The organism is Deltaproteobacteria bacterium (genome assembly GCA_020848905.1).
GTDB lineage: Bacteria > Myxococcota_A > Polyangia.
In genome coordinates, this window is sequence record JADLHG010000017.1 from 14,101 (window position 1) to 32,602 (window position 18,502).

Below are 18,502 nucleotides of genomic sequence, written 5' to 3' on the forward strand. Positions count from 1 at the left end.
ACACTCCCATCGAGGGGCCTGCGACCGTTGTCGTATGCCCTGGAAAGCGACAGATGCGATGAAGGAGCGTACGAAGTTTGTTCTGGAATGGGAGCGGCGCTGGAATGAGGCCGAGGGAGGGCCGGTGAACATGGCTGAGCTCTGCCGCATGTTCGGCGTGAGCCGGCAGACGGGCTACGCCTGGGTCGAACGCTACCGCGAGGGGGGCAGTGACCTGCGTGCCATCGCCGAGCGGTCGCGGCGACCGAAGACCTCGCCGACCGCGCTCGCCGCTGAGCTCGAGGACCTCATCGTCGAGGCCAGGAAGCTTCGACCAAAGTGGGGCCCGCGGAAGCTCCACCGGATGCTTGTCGAGGCGAACCCCGGCAAGGCTGTCCCGAGTGCCAGCGTGATGGCGAAGGTCCTCAAGCGCCGAGGGATGACCGTCCCTAGGCGCCGACGGCGACGCACCGCCTCGGCAGTGGGCGTGCTGTCGCCCTTCAGCGGCTGCGACGCGCCGAACGCGGTCTGGTGCATGGACTTCAAGGGCTGGTTCCTCACTGGCGACGGCGTGCGATGCTACCCGTTCACGCTCATTGATGCCTTCAGCCGCTATCTGCTGCGCTGCGAGGCGCTCGTAGATCCCGACGGCAATCAGGTGCGCCGCGTGCTCGATTCGGCGTTCCTAGAGTTCGGGCTGCCGATCGCGCTCCGCTCGGACGGCGGTCCTCCATTCGCATCCACGGGTCCAGCTCGCCTCACCGAGCTCTCGGTGTGGTTGCTTCACCTCGGGATCCGCGTCGAGATCATCGCGCCGGGCAAGCCGCAGCAGAACGGCCGGCTCGAGCGGCTACACCGCACGCTGAAGGGTGAAACGGCCTCGCCGCCGCAGAAGGACCGTCGTGCCCAGCAGCGCCTCTTCGACGTCTGGCGCCGCGACTATAACCAGGAGCGTCCGCACGACGCGCTGGCGCTTCGCCGACCGGCCGCCGTCTACGAGGTCTCCTCGCGGAGATACCCCCGTCCGCTCGTACAGCCGACGTTCGACGCCTTCGCTCGCGTGGCCCGCGTCGACAAGCACGGCCTCGTGCAGCTACATCAGCGAACCGTCTTCATCAGCCGTGCCCTGCGCCATGAGTACGTCGAGTTCGATGCCCTGGATAGCGGCCGCTGGAAGGTACGCTGGGGATCGATCCCGCTCGGGACGCTCGACGAGCACCGCCTCGACAGAGGCCTCATCGTTGCCAGACGCCGACGAGGCGCAGGAGGAGTGTCAGGGATGTCCTTGGGCTGAGTGTCAAGAATGTCCGTGGGCAGAAGTGTCAAGGATGTCTGTGGTTGCACACAACACGAACCTCCCCGCCGCACCGATCCACCCCAACCGCCCGCGTGCGCCCACGACCGCCCGCCGCCCGCGCCCTCGTCCACCCCCCCCACCACCGCCCGCGCGTCCGCCAGGATCGCGGGTTACAATGGGCCGACTTCGAACCAGGGCCTCGGGTCCTCGACCGGGAGTGCGCACGGTGAAGTGGTCGTCTCTCCTGCTCCTGGGCTGTCTCCAGCTCGGTTCTTTTCAGCTTGGGTGCCACTGGGTCGTGCCCTATGTCGCGGAGGACGGCGGCAGAGCGCCGCAGGAGGCGAGTGCTTCGCGAGACGAGGGGGCGCAACTTCGTGACGGCCCCCCGCCACCGGCGGACAGCGGCCGCGCGCGGGACGCCTCGACGGGGGAGGGCGGGCCCTGCCGTCTCCCGCACGCCACGAGCAGTCCGAGCTGCGGCATCGCGGCGTGCGAAGCCGGTTGGGGCGACTGCGACGGTCTTGCGGCCAACGGCTGCGAGACGCAGCTCGCCTGGAGCCTGCCACCCACGGACGATACGCACCTTTCTCACGACAACCCGTCGCTCAACTTCGGCGCGTCGCCTGCGCTCCAGTCCACGCTCACCTACAGGGCCCTGCTGCGCTTCGATTCGCGGGCCCTGCCACCGCGGGCGTCCGTGGCACGCGCCGCTCTGACCCTGACGCTCCGGAGTCACGAGGCGGTGGAAGGGGCGTCCTACGCCTTCAGCGTGCACGAAGTGACCGAGGCGAATGCGGCCTGGGTCGAAGGGACGGGGGTGGGGCGAACGGCCGGGGCGGGTGAGCCCTGTTTCGACTACCTGGACTGCGGCCGGCGCGTGCCCTGGGCGGGCGCGGCGGGGCTCGAGAAGGAGGGAGTGGACTATATCGAGGGGCCGTTCGCGACCGTCATCCTCGTGGCGCGGACCGGCCTGACCCATCGCTGGGACGTGTTTCCGGCCCTCGTCGAGCGCTGGCGCCTGCCGGGGGGGAAGAACGCCGGGGTGGTGCTCTTTCCGCGGACCGGCTTTCACTTCTGGTTCCACTCCAAGGAGGCGGCCCCGGGCTCGCAGCCTCCTCGCCTCGAGGTGACGCTGGAGTGCCGGCCGTGACCACCGCCCGGGGACTCGCGCGGCTGCTCGCGGCGCTAGAGGCTCAGCCCATGGCCTCGCTCGCGCTGCTCGCCCGCGTGCGCGCCGCGTGCCGCGCCGCAGAGGCTTCCGTCCATCGTCGAGGCCGGGAGCGCGACGGCGAAGACCCGCTCGCCTTCCGCGAGCGCCGCGGAGACTACGCGACCTATTTCTCGCGCATGGATCGCACGATCCCGATGAAGGTGGGGCAGCTGTTGCCCGTCTTTCCGACGACGGCGGGGAGCCGTCTCTGCGAGATGGGGGCCGGCACCGGGACGCAGGCCGCCGCGTACGCGGCCTTTCACCCGCAGCTGCTGGTCGTGGCCACGGACCTCGATCCGACGGCGGTGGAGCACGCGCGCGCCGGCTTCGACCTGCCGAACGTGGCCTTCCTCCAGGCCGACGCGCTCGCCTCGACCTGGCCCGACGGATTCTTCGACGCGGTCGTGGACTCCTCGATGGGACACCACCTCGTGAGCTTCGGCGGCCGAGGGTTCGACGAGCGAAACATCGAACGCTATCGGGCACTGGTCTTCGCCGCGCTGAAGCCGGGCGGCAAGTACGGCATGCGGGATTTCGTCTCGCCCAGGTGGCCGGTGCGAGTGGAGCTCGCTCTGCCCACGGCCCCCGGAAGCCGCCCGGGGCCGATCGGGACGCTCTCTCGCGCCGCGCTCTTCGAGGCCTTCGCGCGGGCTTTCCGTAGCCACGATTTCCCGTCGGGGGTGCCCTTCCGTCGGCGGCCGGTCCGCGAGGCGGGGTGGGCGCGCTACGAGGTCTCGGGCGAGGGCGCCGCAAACTTCCTTCTGCGAGTGGACTACACCCAGAGCTGGAAGGAGGAGCTCGCCGAGCAATACACCTACCAGACGCTCGCCGAGCACGTGACGAGTCTGCGCGGCGCGGGCTTTCGCGTGGACTACGCGGCCGAGGTGCACAACCCGTGGATCCTGGCCCACTGGTGGGAAGGGCGAGCCCGCGTGGCGACGCTCGGAGGGCGCGCGCTCGGGTTTCCTCCGACGAACTTCGTGGTCTACGCCACGCGTCCGGGCCCCGAGACGCCACGTCTCCTCGAGGTTGCGGACGGCGGGGTGGAGGCGCTCCAGTCGCCGAGCTTCATGCAGCTCGCGGCGCACCGCCACCGTCGCACGGGGCAGGTCTTCGATCTCGTCGAGGTGCCCGGAGTGACGCACGCCTACTTCCCCTACGAGCGCGACGAGGATCGCGTGTTCCTGTACGTGCTGCACGAAGCGGAGCGTCCGGCCCTGGTCTACTACCAGCGCGAGTCGCGGCTCAATCAGAGCTACTACGGCGGCTACGCGGCGGAAGGGCTCGCGCAGGTCAGCCCCGAGCAGTCGGACCCGCGCGGTGGCTTCGATCGGACGTTGCAGCGGAAGGCTCAGGTGCGCCTGGAGGAACGCGTGCTGGAGCGTCTCGCCGTCGAGCGGCGCGCCCCCTTTCTTCCGTCGCCGGGAGCCTCGGACGAGCTCATCGTGCCGTGCTACGTGGAGCTCGGAGGTGCGGGCGGGCACCTCTTTTCGCGCGGTCGCATGAAGCGCGTCGAGCTCTCGCAGCTCCTCGCCAGTGCGCAGGTGGGTGCGCTCCCCGACCCACGCCTCGAGCTCGCCGCGTACACCGTCGGGCGCGCGCTCGGGGTGGCCTGGTCTCCGTGGCTCGGTGCGGAGCTCCCCCTGGTGCCGGCGGGCGCCCTTCGCGCGCGGGTCGCGGGCTACGCCGCGGCGGCCGGTCCGCGCGCTGCCTCGTTCGTGCCGGCGGGGCGTCCGTCCGGGTTCGCGCGGCTCGAGCGGGTGGCCTTCGCGCGCCGGCGAGGCGATGCAAGGGAAGCGGAGTCGTCGGAGAGAGTGACCCTCGAGCTTCTCTCGCCCGCGCCGACCCGGGCCTCGGTAGATACCTACGCGGTCGTGCCGTACGCGCTGGTGCGCGAGGCGCTCCTCGTCGGCCTCGAGCGCCGGGAGCTGCCGGCCTTCCAGCAGCGCGGGCTCAGCTCGCGCGTCGCGGTGGTGCCGGCCTGGCGCGTGCCCCGTCGCTTCACCGACGGGGCGTCGGCGCGGCGCTGGGCCTCGCGGCGCCTCGAGGCCGAGTTCGGCGTGCGGGTTCGTGCGCTTCGACCGCTGGGAGAGGGCTACTTCCCCTCCCCGGGGCAGACGCCCGAGCGGGTCACCCCCTTCGCTGCGGCGGTCGAGCTCGCGGGCGACAGGCCTCGGGGACTGCGCTTCGTGGCGCTCGAGACCCTGCTCGCGGAGCTCGAGGCGATCCCCGACCTGCACAGCCGCGTGCTCCTCCTGCGCCTGGCCCATGCCACCGGACGGCTCGCGGGTCGCGCTCCGGCGTAGGAGGTGGGGACTGGAGTCCTCGGCTCCCGCCAGGGGGCGGCTGGCGGCCTCGCCCCCCCAGGCCGCTGTCGCGACAATAATTGTCTTGAAAAATAAGGCTGTTATGCGCGCGGCAGCCGCGAGCGGTTGGCACGTCCCTTGGATATTGTCCGGCCCAGATGCTCCGCCCACGCGCTACGTCCAGAGAGGGGCTCGGGTTCACAGGGGCGGGTAGGGGATGGGCCCAAATCGTACTGCTGTCGGTCGCCCTCCTCGCGAGCGGCCGTCCTGCCTCGGCGTACGAGGGGCAAGGAAAGAGGAAGCGGACTAGTCCCGGCGCCTCGGCGACGGGCTGGATCGACGGACACCTTCAGGGCGGGGCGAAGGGAAACGGCTCCCTCGAGGCGCGCAACGCGCTCATGCTCGCCGCGCACGCCTCGATCCTGAGCCGGCAGCGGCCCGACCCGGCGGAGGTCACGCCTCCTCGCCTGCAGCACAGCCGACGCGGCCTCAAGGCCATCCTGGGCCAGCTCGTGGACGAGCGCACCCTGATCGTCACCGACGACTACAACTTCAAGGCGGCCAAGGCCCTGGGCAAAGGGCACGTGCACCTCGTGCAGAGCGATCGCCTCGCGCCGCTCACGCGCGTGCTGGCCGAGGTCGAATTCGACAACGTCGTGGCCGTCGGGGGGTGCACGGCTCTCGACGCGGGTCGGGCGCTGGCGGGGGAGTCGAAGAAGCTGGTGATGGTGCCGCTGCTCTCTACCGCGTGCATCAGCGCCAACAAGGCGATCCTCCGCGACGACCGCAAGATCGTGAAGACCTACACGCGCGCTCCGGACGCTACGGTAGTGAGCTACCCCTATCTGATGGACGGCTCCCCGGAGACCCGCGCTCGGTGGGCGCAGTCCGGCTTCGGCGACCTCTTCGCCAACCTCGGCGCGGCGCTCGACCTGGCCTACGAGCAGCAGCGCTACAGCCTTCGGGGGGTGCGCGAGAAGGCGGCTCCGACGCTGACCGCGCTGAGCTGGGTCAACACGCGCTTCACCTCCTACGACGAGCGAGCGCTGCGGCACCTCGCCGAGTACGTGCACGAGTCCAACGTGCGGGTGATGACGAGCAACGAGCCGCGCCTCGCCGGCGGGGGCGAGCACCACGTCTACTACTACCTCAAGCGCCGCTTCGGGACGCGTTACAGCAAGGGAGGCGCGACGCACGGGCAGATCGTCGCGGCCGGGACGCTGATCGCCGCCAAGATCTTCGCCGACGAGACCGGCGACCGCCGGCTCTACGAGTCGCTTCGTGCGGCCTACACCAAGCTCGGTCTCCCCGTGGATCGGCCCGCGCTCGAGGCGTCGGGGATCCGGCACGCCGACCTGCTCGTGGCCCTGCAGGCCGTGAGCAAGTCGCATCCCACGACGGTGCTGGGCCATCACTTCGCCAAGGGCGACTTCTCGGTGGTGGACGCCGTCTTCACCCCCGAGGTTCAGCCCGTGCGCTCCAAGCGCCAGGTGGTGGCGCGAACTCGGCACCCGCGGAGCCTGCCGCCGATGGAAGCGGGCCACCGCTCGGGGAAGAAGGGGGACCGCACGCCGCAGACCGAGGCCCAGCTCGATCAGCTCGAGCGTGTCCTCGCCAGGTACCGACGCGGCGGTGTCGCCGTCCGCACCTTCATGGGAGTCATCAGCTCGGCGCTCGGCGGCGGCGGGGTCATCGGCAACGGACTGGTCGACGATCCGATGCGCTGAACCCGGTCACCTCGGCTGCGCGCCTCGCGACGCGGTAGCCGCTATCGCGCCTGCGGCGCGACCTTCGGATAGCCAATCGGACGATTGAGGTGGCGCGCCAGGTCGGCGACGAGCTGCGGCGACGCGAGGTCCGCGAGCTCACCGCGCCGCGCGGCGACGCGCAGGGCCTCGCGCACGGCCATGGCCTTGGCGGTGCGTTCGAAGAGATCGTCGACCCGCGAGAGACAGAGGCCCGTCCCGATCAACGCGAGCCCGCTCAGGCTCGCCACCTTGGAGAGCGGCGACTCCGACAGCGAGGACATGAGGCTGATCGCCAGGCCGAGCCACGAGGCGTTGAGGACGCGCACGTCCCACGAGATGTGCGGGCGCCGCATGGCGTACCGCTCGTGGACCTCGGGATAGGCGTGGATCAGGCGGTCGAGCTCGGCCACGAGGGACTCGCGCTGCACGCGCCTCTCGACGCGCGCGCGTACCCAGCGCTCCTTCAGCAGCAGGAGCTTCTTCTGCGAGGCGTACGAGAGGCGGCCCCACGTCCGGATGCCGGTGGCGAACGGCCCGCGGCGTGGGCGCGTGGTGCGTGCCGTGCCGCTGGGCCGGAGCTGGGAGCCGTCGTCGGCGGCCCAGGCCGTGCGTGGTGGCGCGAGGCCCAGCGCGAGGCCAGCGAGGAGGATGAGACACGTTCCCTGTCGCGAAGAGAGATGCATGGTCGGCTCCGCGGCGCCCGAGAGCAAGGGGCGCGCCACGCGGTCCGCACGGCGCGGGACGTCGAGGCGGCCGCGAGTTGTCGCCCTCGCTTGACGGGCGCGGCTCTGCGGATCTCGGCCAGCCGGTGGATCGAGGCGCCACCGCGCGGCGGAGTGCGACGGGCGTGGGGCGAGCGCGAACCGCGACGTCTCGGATGGACGAAAGGCGCGCAGTAGCGCGAGCTCGGTCGCGCACCGCGCAGTGAAGTCTCGCCGCGACGCGAGGCGGGCCCGACCGTTGCTATGCGCCCTTCGCATGATGAACGCGACCTCTCTCGTCTCACGGTCTCTCTGCGCTGGACTACTGCTGGAGCTACTCTCGACGGTGGCGCACGCGCGTCCGCCCCAGGTGCCACCGCGCGTGGGGCCGTATCAGCTCGCGGCGCAGCCGCTCGGAGCTGGCGGCGTGAGCACGGTCTACCCCGCGGTCGACACGCGCAACGGACAGCAGGTCGCCGTGAAGGTGACGGGGTTCGTCGAGCACGCGCGGTCCGAGGCGGAGGTGCTGCGTCGCGTGGGCGCGCCCCCGGGGCAGCGCGCGCTCTTCCCGCGTTACGTCGACTACCTCGAGGAGCCGGGACGCGCCTACGTGGTGATGGAGGCGCTCCCCGGGCGGTCGCTGCACGACGCGGTTCGTGGCCCGATGCCGGAGGACGCTGTCGTGCCCATCGTCATGCACGTGCTCCGCGCCCTTCGCACGCTCCACGCGCACGGCTTCGTGCACGGCGACGTGAAGCCGGCCAACGTGATGCTGGACGAGGCGCTCCGACCGAGCTCCGTGCGGCTCATCGACTTCAACACCACGCGCCCCGTCGGCTGGCGCGGGCCCGAGGGTCCCGGCTACACGCGGGGCTATGCCGCGCCGGAGCAGTTCGTCTGGCCGCGGGGGATCGACCCGCGCACCGACCTGTACCTCACGGGCGCGACGGCCTTCGCGCTCGTGACCGGCGAGGCGCCCTTCGAAACGTCGGTGGGCGCCAGGAACGTGCTGCCGTGGGCGCGGCAGCGGCGCGGCGCACCGCTTCGTCGCAGCGACCACCCGCTCTGGACGGTGATCGAACGGGCGATGGAGCCCGACCCCGCACGGCGCTACGCCTCAGCGCAGGAGATGCTCGACGCCCTCCGCCCGCTCGCAGGTCTGCCCCCGCCTCGCCCCACCTCGCTCCCCAAGTAGCCGAGATTCCATCGCCCACGCCGTCGACCTGGCCAAACCGGCCACTTGCCTGGCCGGAGCAGTCAACCGCCACCTCGAAAAAAGACGGAGCAACTGTGGGAGCCGCGGTGCGTCGGCGAGGCGAGTTCGACAGGTTAGGTGCAAACGACAGGTGGCACGTGCGCTGCACAAGCCGCGTGAAACCCGTTCGGAGGAGAGCGATGAAGACGCTACGGCGAGGAGTGTATGCGCTGGCAACCATCGGCGTGCTGGTTGGGTGCGGCGGTGGAACGACGCAGCCGACCCAGGGGGCGCGGGCCGACGGTGGCGCCGCCGGTTCCGACGGGGGTGGCGGTGTGTGGACCGACGATGCCGGGGGAGATCCGGGGACGACCGGTCCCGGCGAAGAGACCCCGGGGCCGGGCCCGGCCGCCGACGGTGGCACCGTCGCGAAGGGAGACAGCGGTGGCACCGTCACGAAACGTGACGGGAGCACGGGGGGCAACACGAACACGCCGCCCCCGCCCTTTCCGGCCGCGCAGTGCGGCGCGACGGCTACCGTCGTGCTGCAGGAGATGGCGACCGGACAGCCGGACTACGTGGTGCTCAAGAACACCGGCGGCGCCCCGGTGGACCTGAACGGCTTTCAGCTCCACTTCGCGGGGATCACCAACAAGCCCACCTCCTACACCTTCAAGGCGAGCAAGATGCTCGATGCCGGCAAGACGCTCTACGTGGTCGAGTACCAGACCACCAAGCCCGATGAGATCGGCACGGCGGCGAACATCCCCTTCTTCGACGGGCCGCCGAATGCCGCCAGGCAGAATGCGGTGGCGCTCTACGACACGAGCGGAAAGCTGCTCGACTACCTCGCGATCGGCGCCCCGGCGGTGAGCCTGCCGCAGGGGGCGACCTTCACGGCGGTGGCCTGGCCGAGCGGCTTTTTGGCCAAGACGCACTCTTTTCAGCGCACGGGGCAGAAGGGGAGCTGTCCGGGCTTCGACGCGTCGGACTGGGGCGCGGCGCCGATCACGCGCAAGTAAGTTAGGGCCCTCCGTGTCGTCAGGCGGCGGCCTGGACGTCGGCGAGAATCGGCTTCGCGTCGGTGCCGTCCCCCTTCACGCAGCCGAGGTAGGTGAAGGGGTCCTCGAGGACGCGCACGGCAGAGTTGATGCCGTGCCCCGCGGTGAGGCCGTCATCGGCGCGCTCGTCGTAGGTGAAACGGATCGGCAGGCACTTCTGGATCACGATCTGCCCGTCCTTCACGACCGCCCGCTCCTCGATCCGTCCCACCATCATGAACAGCGACGCAGTCCCCCACTCGTAGAGGTGGTGGTAGCCCGGGGCCATCCCCACGCTCCCGAGGTTGGCGATGAAGATCGAGCAGTACATGGGGTCGAAGCGAATGAAGGAACCGGGGAGGATGTTGTAGTAGTCCATCCAGCGGAAGAGGCGCACGCCGAGCTTGAGCAGGGGACGGGGGAGGCTGGTCAGGAGGTTGTATTCCTTGTCCGCCGAGGTCACCTTGTCCGAGCGCTCCTCCTTGATACTGCCGTTGATGCGGGCGCAGAGCTGCTCGAAGTTCTCCTCGTCGCGCGCCTCCATCTTGACCGCTACCAGCTTGGCCGCCTTGTTCAGCTTCTGCCGCTTCATGCTGAAGCTGATCCAGGTGCCCTTGCGCTGGTAGATGCGCTCGCCCTTGGTGAAGCGGTTCATGCTCGGGTTGTGCTTCATGCCGAACATGCAGGCCGCGACCAGGCAGTGGGTCACGTCGCAGTGGAACTTCGCCTTCGTGGCTTCGAGGTAGGCCAGAAGCTTCTCCGCGTCGACTACCGTGTCGAAGTACACCACCGACTCGTTCCGCGTGGGCATGATGTGGAACATCATGGTCCGGTAGGGATGGATCCGCGGAATGAGCGTGGCGTCCGGGCGCGACGTCTTGAGGTTCAGCAGCACCCACAGCACGAACAGCACCCCGACGACGATGAGGGCAATCAGCATCTTCACCACCTCCCGCCGGGAACAAACGACACAACGCGCGCTGCCGTCAACTCCGAATCGCCGGCCGGGGCTCGCTGGCCTTGCCCTCCCCAGGACGGGCCCGACCGCCTATAATGCCGAGAATGAGCCCATTGATCGCACGCACCTGGTTCGCCCAGGATGGATCGCTGCACCTGGCGCTCGCGGGCGCCATCGACGAGACCTGTGACCTCGAGGCCGCGCTGGCGTCGATCGATCGCGACGTGGTGATCGACGTGTCGGCGGTGGACCGCATGAACTCCGTCGGCGTCCACCGCTGGATCACCACCCTCGACCCGCTTTCGCGGCGGCACGCCGTGACGATCGAGGCCTGTCCGTATCCCATGGTGCTCCAGGCGAACGTGGTCGCGAACTTCTTCGGCGCGGCGAAGGTGGCCTCGTGTCTGGCGCCGTACTTCTGCACCGCCTGCCAGCAGACGCCCATGCTGCAGCTCTCCGCCGAGGAGGTTGGGGAGGCGGGAGGCGGTCCTCCCGAGAAGCCCTGCCCGAGCTGCGGCGGCGCGCTCACCTTCGACGAGCTGGAGAGCTACTTCGCGTTCCTCGACTCCGCGCGCGGGGCCACGCGGCGGCCGCGGTGAAGGCGACACGGTCGCAGGAGCCGGCGCGCGCCGTGCTGGTGCTGGACGCGGAGGGGGCGGAGGGGCGTCCGCTCGCGGATAGCGTCGAGGTGGCGGGCTTCCGCTCGCAGGTGGTGCCGGCGTTCGATGAGCTGCAGCGCGCCTTTCGCGACGGGGCGGCTCCCCTCGCGGTCGTGGCCTACGAGGCGCTCTGGCCCGCACCGCAGCGCGCCCTGCGGACGCTCCGCGAGGTCTGTCCGGCCGCGCGGCTGGTCGTGGCCTACGCCGACGGCTCGCCGAGGATTGGCCTCGGCAAGCGCCTCTGGTCCGAGGGTCTCATCGACTACTGGGTGTCGCGGTCGGCCGGTCCGCGCGAGTTCGCCAAGCTGCTCACCCAGGCCGCGGCCGACCTGGCGGCGGACGACTCGGGGGCCACCTCGGAGCGACCGTCGCCCCCCGCAGCCGCCGGCTGGGGCGGAGCGCTGCGAGAGCTGGACCGGCTGGGCCGAGCCCTGAACAACACGCGGCGGCTCGACGAGCTCCTGCGCGAGGTCCGGCGGCGGACGCGTTCGCTCGTCGAGGCCTACGTGGTGCAGGTGCTCCTCCACGACGAGACGGCCCCCAAGCTCTTCAGCTTCCCCTCGGCACCCGTCCAGCACGAGGTGTCGTGGCGGCTCGTCGAGTCGGCCTGCGCGGCCCTGAGCGGCCATCTCGTCCGGCCCCTCGACCCGCTCGAGGTGGCGGCGTTCCAGAGCCCGCCGCTCGACGCCGCGAGCTCCGAGGCGGTCTCCGACGCGCTCTCCGCCCCGCCGCTGCACGTACCGCTCTTCGCGCAGGGGGTGCTCGTGGGCTGCCTGAGCGTCCTGCCCTTCCCGGGCCGGCCCTGGCAACCCGAGCACGAGGCGCTGATCCGGCTTCTGGCCCATCAGCTTGCGGCGGCGCTCCGCGGCGTCGAGCTGCTCGCGGCCACGGAGGCCTCGGCCGAGGTGGACGAGCTGACGGGGCTGCGAAATCGTCGCGCGCTCTCCGCGCTCCTGCCGCAGGAGTGGCGGCGCGCCGAGCGTTTCGGCCTCGACCTCACGCTGCTAGTGATCGACGTCGACCGCTTCGCGGAGCTCAACGAACGGCTGGGCTATGCGACGGGCGACGAGATCCTGCGGCAGATCGCGACGCTCATCGCGAACCAGCTGCGCACGACCGATCACCTGATACACCTCGGGGCCGACCGCTTTCTCTGCGTGCTGACGGGCGAGGGACCGTCGGAGGCGGCGGTGGCTGCGGAGCGCGTCCTCCTGACCTTCAAGCAGCATCCGGTGCTGACCGATTCGCCGCTCGGGCCGGTGCACGTCGCCTGCAGCGCGGCCGTGGCCTCGCGTGCCGTGTCCGCGGCCAGCCAGCCCGAGGAGCTGCTCGAGCTGGCGGAAGCGGCGCTGCGGCGGGCCAAGGACGCGGGCGGAGGACGAACCGCGATCAGCCCTGCGCCGGCACGTCGGGAGGCCCGGGACACCGAGGAGATCCAGATCGACGAGAAGCGCCGCGCCGCTCGCCTCGCCGCGGACCTGCCGGTGCGCTACCTCGAAATACCGGACCTCGAAGGCCACCTGACCGAGGCCCGCTCGATCAATATCAACGCGAGCGGCATCGCGCTTCTCGACCCGCAGGCGCGCTTGCGTCAGCACCACTACGCCCTGCTCTACGTCGAAGGCGCGCAGTCGCCGATCCTCGCCCGCGTGGTGTGGACCGCGGACAGCGGCGACGGGCCGAGGTCCGCGGGCCTCACCTTCCTGACCCCGGAGGAGCTCGTTTCGCGCGTGAGGGCCGTGGAGCGCGTGAGGTCCGCGCCCGTGGCGCTGGTGGTCACGGACAACCCGCGAACCTGGGAGCAGGTCGAGCGGGTGCTCATCGCCGCGCGCTACCAGATGCTCGTGCTCAAGAGCGGGATGCCGTTGCCGAGCACCGAGGAGCTCTCGGAGTTCTCCCTGGTCGTGGTGGGGGAGAACGCGCTGCACTCCTGGTTCGGCGAGCGCCTGGCGGCGGTGCGCCTCCGGCTGCGTGGTCGCGCGCGCATCGTGGTGATCAACGAATCCGAAGACCGCGGGGAAGCGCTCCGGACGATCGCTTCACACGAGATTCAGCACTTCGTGGCCCACAGCGACCGCTCCGACGAGGCGCTCTTCGCCACCCTGAACAAGTTGCTCGTGGGCGAGTACTTCGGCATGCAGAAGTACCTGCTCTGGGGGACGAGCCCGAAGTCCTGGACCATCCGCAAGCGCGAGGACAAGGAGCAGGTGCTCGACGGGATCCGGCAGGTGGCGCGCGAGGTCTATTGTCATCCGCGCCTCTCCGACCTGCTCATCGCCGCGCTGGACGAGATGCTGATCAACGCCATGTACGGGGGAGGCGCCCCCGGACGGGACGCCCCGGACCGGGTGACCGTGGAGTGCGGCACCGACGGACGCCTGCTGGCCGTCTCGGTGGTCGACGACCGCGGCAACTTCGCCTTCGAAGACCTCTACCGGGCCCTCGACCAGGGGCTGTCGCGAGCCGCCGAGGGGATTCCGGGCGGCGCCGCGAGCGCGCGCATCGGTTTCCGGACCATGCTCGACTGTCTGAGCCAGCTGGCGATCAACGTCGAGCTCGGCCGCCGCACCGAGGTCATCGGCATCGTGGACCTGCGGAAGCCCTTCCGCGAGTACCGGCGGTCGATCCCCACGCTCGGTCTCTTCACCACGGCCGACAGCAAGAGTGACCCCCCGCAAGAGGGGTGATAGGCTCGCGCCAGGATGCAGTTCGAGGGGCGCGAGGTTTTCGGGCCGTACGTGCTGTTGGACCGAGTGGGCGTCGGAGGGATGGCCGAGGTCTTCTTGGCCGCGCTGCGCGACGAGCCCGACGCGCCCTGGGTCGTGGTCAAGCGCATCCTCCCCGAGCTCGCGTCGCGCCCGGACGTGGTGGAGATGTTTCTCGACGAGAAGCGGCTCACGTCGCTCCTCGTGCACCCGAACGTGGTGCGGCTGGAGGACTCGGGGGAGGTGGAGGGGGTGCACTTTCTCGCGCTCGAGTACGTCGATGGCGCCTCCTTGCGGCAGCTGCAGAAGGCGCGGCGTCGCCTCGGACTCCCCCGCGATCTGGCCTGCTGGGTCGTCTCCGAGGCCTGCGCGGGCCTCGGCTACGCGCACAGCCGCACGCTCACCTACTCGAGTCAGCCGCTGGACCTCGTCCACCGCGACATCAGTCCGCAGAACATCCTGCTCTCCAAGGCCGGTGCGGTGAAGCTGGCCGACTTCGGCGTGGCCCGGGCGGGCCCGCGACTGTCGCAGACCTCCCCCGGGCACGTGAAGGGCAAGTACTCCTTCATGTCGCCGGAGCAGCTCTTGCGGCAGCCGCTCGACCACCGCTCGGACATCTTTTCCATCGGGGCCGTGCTCTACGAGACGACGACCGGAGCGCCGATGGTGCGAGGGAGCAGCCCGCAGGAGATCTGCGACGCGATCCAGCTACGGCGCATCGTCCCGCCGGAGCAGCGTGTGGCGGACTATCCCCCGGCGCTCGGTCGGGTGGTGATGCGGGCGCTCGAGCCGCGGCCCGAGGACCGCTACGGCAGCGCCGAGGAGCTGCGGAAGGAGCTCGTCGCCCTCGTCGATCCCGAGCGGGGGAACGCGGAGAAGCTGGCCGAGCTGGTGGTCGCCGCGGCGGCGGGGCAAGGGCTCTCGGGGGTGTCGAGCGACCAGCTGGACCTCGCAACGGCCAGCGGTGCGGAGGCGGTGGCCAGGCGTTCCTTCTCCTCGCAGCGGTCGGGGTCGGGGCGCGGGGAGGCGCGCTCCGTGCGCCCGGCGACGGGAGCCACGGCCACCGGACCGCAGCCGCTCCCGACGCGAGCGGAGGCGAAGGCGTGGCAGGCCCCGGAGGAAGAGGAGGCGGCGCTCCCCACGGTGGATGCCTTCGATGACCTCACGGTCCCCGAGCGGAACCCGGCGGGAGCCGACGCGCCGGTCGCCCGGCGGATGGACTGGCGTCGGCCGGTGATCTGGCTGGTGGTGGCCGGCGGCGTGATCCTGGTGGCCGTGCTGGTCGCCGGTCGCTTCCTCCTCTGAAGGAAGAGCCACCGGTGCCGCGCTTGCGCGACGTGGGTCGCCGCTGCTAAGCAAGGAGAGTGCAAGACCCGTCGCGGCAGAGGGGGCGGTCGCGCCTCGGGAGCATCGCCTCGCGCCTGTCGCCCGCGCTGCTGGCCGCGGGCGGCCTCGCGCTCTTTCTCTACGTCGTGGGGCGCTCGGGGGTCACCGTCTCGATGCTGCGCGGGGTCGGCCTCGACGCGCTGCTGGTGCTGGTGGGCGTCTCGGCGGCCGTGATGCTCCTCGATACCGTGGCGTGGACCTTCGCCGTGCGCCACGTGGCGCGGCCGCACTTCGGGCGACTCTTCGTGCTCAAGCTGGCGGGCGACGCGTTGACCAACGGGCTCCCCGGTGGCGTGGTGCTCGGCGAGCCCTACAAGGCGCTCATGCTGCGCGCCTGGCACGGCGTCTCGCTGGCCGACAACGCCGCGGTGCTGGTGGTGCTCAAGCTCTGCGTGGCGCTGTCGCAGGTCGTCTTCGTGCTCGCCGGCCTGACGCTCGCCTATCCCCTGCTGCGCGATCGGTCGCACGAGCTCGTGGGGTTTCACGGCGCGCATCTGGCCGCGCTCGGCCTCACGGCAGGGCTGGTGCTCGTCCTCGGTCTCAGCCTCTGGTTCTTCGTGCGGGGGAGGTCCTTCGCCGACGTGGCGCGCCTGCTGGCCCTCCTGCCGCTCTCGCCGCTCCGGCGCTTTCTTTCGCGTCGGGCCGAGGGGATCGCGGCGCTCGACCGTGCGGCCAGCGCGGTCCTCAAGGGCAACCTCCGCAACCTCGCCGTCACCTTCCTGGCCTACGAGCTCGGCTGGTTCGTGGGGGTAGTGGAGACCTATCTGCTCCTCGGTTTCCTCGGGCTCCCGGCGAGCGTGACCACCGCGCTGGTCATCGAATCGGTCGGCTCGCTCTTCCGGCTCATCTTCTTCATGTTCCCGTCGGGGATCGGGGGACAGGACGCGAGCTTCCTCGCGCTCTTTCGCCTCTACGGCTTCGGCGTGCCGGCCGGCGGCGCCTTCGTGCTGCTCAAGCGCGGCAAGGAGGCGGTCTGGATCGCCGTCGGCTTCCTCTTCGTGGCGCTCCTCCGACGGTCCCATCGGGCCGCCGCGAAATCGGCAGAGCGCGACGGAAGTTCGTCGTAGGATGAGCTACGTACCGAGAGGTCCTTCATGAGCGAGACGCCCCGCTTCGAACGCTTTCGCCCTCACCCCTGGCACGGGCTGCCGGCCGGCGCCGAGCCCCCGCTGCGCCTCTGGGCCTACGTGGAGATCACCCCCTTCGATCCGGTGAAGTACGAGGTGGACAAGGCGTCGGGCTACCTGAAGGTGGACCGCCCGCAGCGGACGTCCTCCTTGCCCCCGGCGCTCTACGGCTTCGTGCCGCGAACGTATTGCGACCTGCGGGTGGCCGCGCTCTCGCCCGGGGCGAGCGTGGGCGACGGGGATCCGCTCGACATCTGCGTGCTGAGCGAACGTCCGATCACCCGCTCCGAGGTGCTCCTACCGGTGCGCGTGGTGGGGGGCTTGCGCCAGCTCGACCAGGGGGCGGCCGACGACAAGATCATCGCGGTGCTCGAGAACGACGCGCTCTGGGGAGCGGCGCGAGAGCTCTCCGAGCTTCCGGTCCCGCTCGTGGATCGCCTGCAGCACTACTTCGCGACCTACAAGCTCGCGCCGGGAGAGCCCGTGCCGACGGTGGTGCAGAGCCGCTACGGGAAGGACCACGCCGCGGCGGTGGTGCAGGCGGCGCTCGAGGACTACCGCGCCGCGTTTCAGGACGCGTAGGGCGCCTCGCCGCCTAGATCAGGCCCTTCGTCACCGCGCGCACCAGCAGGAACTTGAGCCTGGGGCCGACGCCGCGGGGGTCGACCTTCTCGGCGGGGCGAGAGTGGTGCCGCAGGTCGCGCTCGAAGGCCTTCTGGATCGGCTGGCACGAGTTGCCGCCGCTCAGATGAAAGGCCAGCTCGCGGTTGTTGAGGAAGGCGCTGGCGATCGCGTTCGTGGAGCCGCAGAAGGCGCTGAGCGTCTTGCCCGCCCCCTTCGTCCGCTTGTGAAACAGATAGACCTTGGCGTGGAGCTGCGTGGTACCGGGCGGAGCGACGTAGACGTGGGCCTGGGCCCCCATCTTCTGTAGCCGATAGATGCCGTAGACGTCCGGGACGCCCTCGGCGAGCCGTTCGAGGAAGCTCGGTTGCCTGACCTGGAGCGCTCCCTTCGTGAAGTGCGCGTGCTCCTTGGCGTGCCGCAAGGTGACGGTCTGCCCCGTGGCCTCGAGGGTCAGCTCGCAGGGGAAGGCGGGGCAGGTCACGACGCGGGCGCTGGGCTCGACGGTGAGCTGGAAGGCCGGGCGGCCTGCCGCGCGGACGGTGACGCGGAGCGCGTGGGTCGCGGTGTTGGTGACGCCGCCCGTGGGGCCGAAGTAGTTGGTGGGGTCCACGATGGCCCGGATGCGCACGCCACGCTCGCGGATGGCGCGCTCCATCGCGTCGAGGAGCGCGTGGTCCGAGAGGTCCATCATCCAGAGGTCGAGGCCGTCGCCGCGCTTCAAGCGATCGACCATGCGCACGATGTGATCGTGGGTGGAGTGGTCCAGGGCGTGGGACCGCGTCACGGTGATGTGCGCCTGGCCGGGCCTCGGCGCTCTCGGGTCGGCGAAGGCTCGCGCGCGAGGCGCTCCGGTCACGAACTCGCGCATCGCGCGACCCAGGCGGCGGGGGACCTCGCGCCACCGCTCCCGGCCCTGGTGAAAGACCTCGAGGAAGCCCTCGACGGCGGGCCCCTCGATGCGGGTCATGAGGTCTCGGTTGAGGTCGCCGTCGAAGTTCACTCCACCGGCCCAGGCGATGCGGCGATCGATCACCGTCAGCTTCACGTGGTCCACCGCGATGAGCCGCTTCACGAAGCCGAGCCGGAGGAGCCGCTTGTCGAAGAAGCGGACGTCGGCCCCGGCGGTCTGCAGGAGCGCCACGAGAGCGGGCTCGGCCTGGCTCTTGTGCAGCGTGACCTGCACCCCCACCCCCGCGCGGGCGCGCTCGGCCAGGACCTCGGCCACAGCGCGTCCGGGGCTGCCGCTCAGCATGTAGGTCTCGAAGCAGATCTCGCGCTCGGCGACGGCCAGGTCGCGCAGGATGTCGCGTCGCGCCTTGATCCCCGAGGTCACGTGCGTGACGCGGTTCCCGCCGAAGGTGCGCGCTCCTCGGTCGCCGGGTGCCGCGCTCGTCGGGGTTGCGGGGCCCAGGGCCATGACGAGGCCGAGAGGCACGAGGAGGGAGAGGGCCCCGCTACGTCCCCGGCGCGAGAGGCGGGGGTGCAGCTTGGGCACGGGAACCTGGGCTCCGGGAGACGCTGACATGGGTCGTGGACCGGGCTACAGCACGAGCCGTGCCACGGGCCG

General features: G+C 70.8%; 14 protein-coding genes. 11 read left to right on the top strand and 3 right to left on the bottom strand.

Annotated elements, in window-relative coordinates:
- The first annotated feature begins 130 nt into the window (after window positions 1-130).
- The 4 genes from IT371_07745 to IT371_07760 all read left to right on the top strand — a co-directional run bounded on the left by IT371_07745 (window position 131) and on the right by IT371_07760 (window position 6,519).
- A complete protein-coding gene (locus IT371_07745; GenBank protein MCC6747532.1) occupies window positions 131-1,273 on the top strand; it encodes a transposase in 1,143 nt (380 codons plus the stop codon).
- Window positions 1,274-1,502: 229 nt separating this feature from the next.
- The gene (locus tag IT371_07750; protein ID MCC6747533.1) at window positions 1,503-2,426 is read left to right on the top strand and encodes a DNRLRE domain-containing protein; all 924 of its coding nucleotides are present in this window, start codon (window positions 1,503-1,505) and stop codon (window positions 2,424-2,426) included.
- Complete coding sequence (locus IT371_07755; protein MCC6747534.1) at window positions 2,423-4,792, top strand: class I SAM-dependent methyltransferase; 2,370 nt, start codon at window positions 2,423-2,425, stop codon at window positions 4,790-4,792. The genes IT371_07750 and IT371_07755 overlap by 4 nt, the downstream gene beginning before the upstream one ends.
- A gap of 398 nt (window positions 4,793-5,190) precedes the next feature.
- Window positions 5,191-6,519, top strand: a complete 1,329-nt coding sequence (locus IT371_07760; protein ID MCC6747535.1) for an iron-containing alcohol dehydrogenase — start codon at window positions 5,191-5,193, stop codon at window positions 6,517-6,519.
- A gap of 41 nt (window positions 6,520-6,560) precedes the next feature.
- Here the strand turns inward: IT371_07760 and IT371_07765 are convergent, their stop codons facing one another.
- The gene (locus IT371_07765) at window positions 6,561-7,223 is read right to left on the bottom strand and encodes a hypothetical protein (protein MCC6747536.1); all 663 of its coding nucleotides are present in this window, start codon (window positions 7,221-7,223) and stop codon (window positions 6,561-6,563) included.
- Between the two features lie 295 nt (window positions 7,224-7,518).
- Between IT371_07765 and IT371_07770 the strand changes: the two genes are divergently transcribed.
- Window positions 7,519-8,436 (top strand): serine/threonine protein kinase, encoded by a 918-nt coding sequence (locus tag IT371_07770; protein MCC6747537.1) that lies wholly within the window; start codon window positions 7,519-7,521, stop codon window positions 8,434-8,436.
- A gap of 200 nt (window positions 8,437-8,636) precedes the next feature.
- A complete protein-coding gene (locus IT371_07775) occupies window positions 8,637-9,458 on the top strand; it encodes a lamin tail domain-containing protein (GenBank protein ID MCC6747538.1) in 822 nt (273 codons plus the stop codon).
- Window positions 9,459-9,477: 19 nt separating this feature from the next.
- Here IT371_07775 and IT371_07780 read toward each other — a convergent pair whose 3' ends face one another.
- Window positions 9,478-10,416, bottom strand: coding sequence for a 2-oxo acid dehydrogenase subunit E2 (locus IT371_07780; protein MCC6747539.1), 939 nt, complete (start codon window positions 10,414-10,416; stop codon window positions 9,478-9,480).
- 122 nt (window positions 10,417-10,538) lie between these two features.
- On the opposite strand from IT371_07780, the gene IT371_07785 reads away from it, so the two are divergent.
- Genes IT371_07785 through IT371_07805 form a run of 5 tightly spaced genes read left to right on the top strand, consistent with a single transcriptional unit; the run spans window position 10,539 to window position 16,893 of the window.
- Entirely contained in the window at window positions 10,539-11,033 is a 495-nt protein-coding gene (locus IT371_07785; GenBank protein MCC6747540.1) for an anti-sigma factor antagonist, read from the top strand.
- The gene (locus IT371_07790) at window positions 11,030-13,780 is read left to right on the top strand and encodes a diguanylate cyclase (protein ID MCC6747541.1); all 2,751 of its coding nucleotides are present in this window, start codon (window positions 11,030-11,032) and stop codon (window positions 13,778-13,780) included. Before IT371_07785 ends, IT371_07790 begins: the two co-directional genes overlap by 4 nt.
- 51 nt (window positions 13,781-13,831) lie before the next feature.
- Window positions 13,832-15,103, top strand: coding sequence for a serine/threonine protein kinase (locus IT371_07795; GenBank protein MCC6747542.1), 1,272 nt, complete (start codon window positions 13,832-13,834; stop codon window positions 15,101-15,103).
- A gap of 59 nt (window positions 15,104-15,162) precedes the next feature.
- A complete protein-coding gene (locus IT371_07800) occupies window positions 15,163-16,251 on the top strand; it encodes a flippase-like domain-containing protein (protein ID MCC6747543.1) in 1,089 nt (362 codons plus the stop codon).
- Window positions 16,252-16,278: 27 nt separating this feature from the next.
- The gene (locus tag IT371_07805; protein ID MCC6747544.1) at window positions 16,279-16,893 is read left to right on the top strand and encodes an inorganic pyrophosphatase; all 615 of its coding nucleotides are present in this window, start codon (window positions 16,279-16,281) and stop codon (window positions 16,891-16,893) included.
- Between the two features lie 13 nt (window positions 16,894-16,906).
- On the opposite strand, the gene IT371_07810 is transcribed toward IT371_07805, so the two are convergent.
- On the bottom strand, window positions 16,907-18,430 hold the full coding sequence (locus IT371_07810; GenBank protein MCC6747545.1) for a hypothetical protein: 1,524 nt from the start codon (window positions 18,428-18,430) through the stop codon (window positions 16,907-16,909).
- Window positions 18,431-18,502: the final 72 nt, after the last annotated feature.

Excerpts from the sequence above, each read along its gene's own strand:
- IT371_07745 (MCC6747532.1), top strand. The coding sequence starts at position 131 with ATGGCTGAGCTCTGCCGCATGTTCGGCGTGAGCCGGCAGACGGGCTAC.
- IT371_07760 (MCC6747535.1), top strand. The coding sequence starts at position 5,191 with ATGCTCGCCGCGCACGCCTCGATCCTGAGCCGGCAGCGGCCCGACCCG.
- IT371_07765 (MCC6747536.1), bottom strand. The coding sequence starts at position 7,223 with ATGCATCTCTCTTCGCGACAGGGAACGTGTCTCATCCTCCTCGCTGGC.
- IT371_07770 (MCC6747537.1), top strand. The coding sequence starts at position 7,519 with ATGATGAACGCGACCTCTCTCGTCTCACGGTCTCTCTGCGCTGGACTA.
- IT371_07775 (MCC6747538.1), top strand. The coding sequence starts at position 8,637 with ATGAAGACGCTACGGCGAGGAGTGTATGCGCTGGCAACCATCGGCGTG.
- IT371_07780 (MCC6747539.1), bottom strand. The coding sequence starts at position 10,416 with ATGCTGATTGCCCTCATCGTCGTCGGGGTGCTGTTCGTGCTGTGGGTG.
- IT371_07785 (MCC6747540.1), top strand. The coding sequence starts at position 10,539 with ATGAGCCCATTGATCGCACGCACCTGGTTCGCCCAGGATGGATCGCTG.
- IT371_07805 (MCC6747544.1), top strand. The coding sequence starts at position 16,279 with ATGAGCGAGACGCCCCGCTTCGAACGCTTTCGCCCTCACCCCTGGCAC.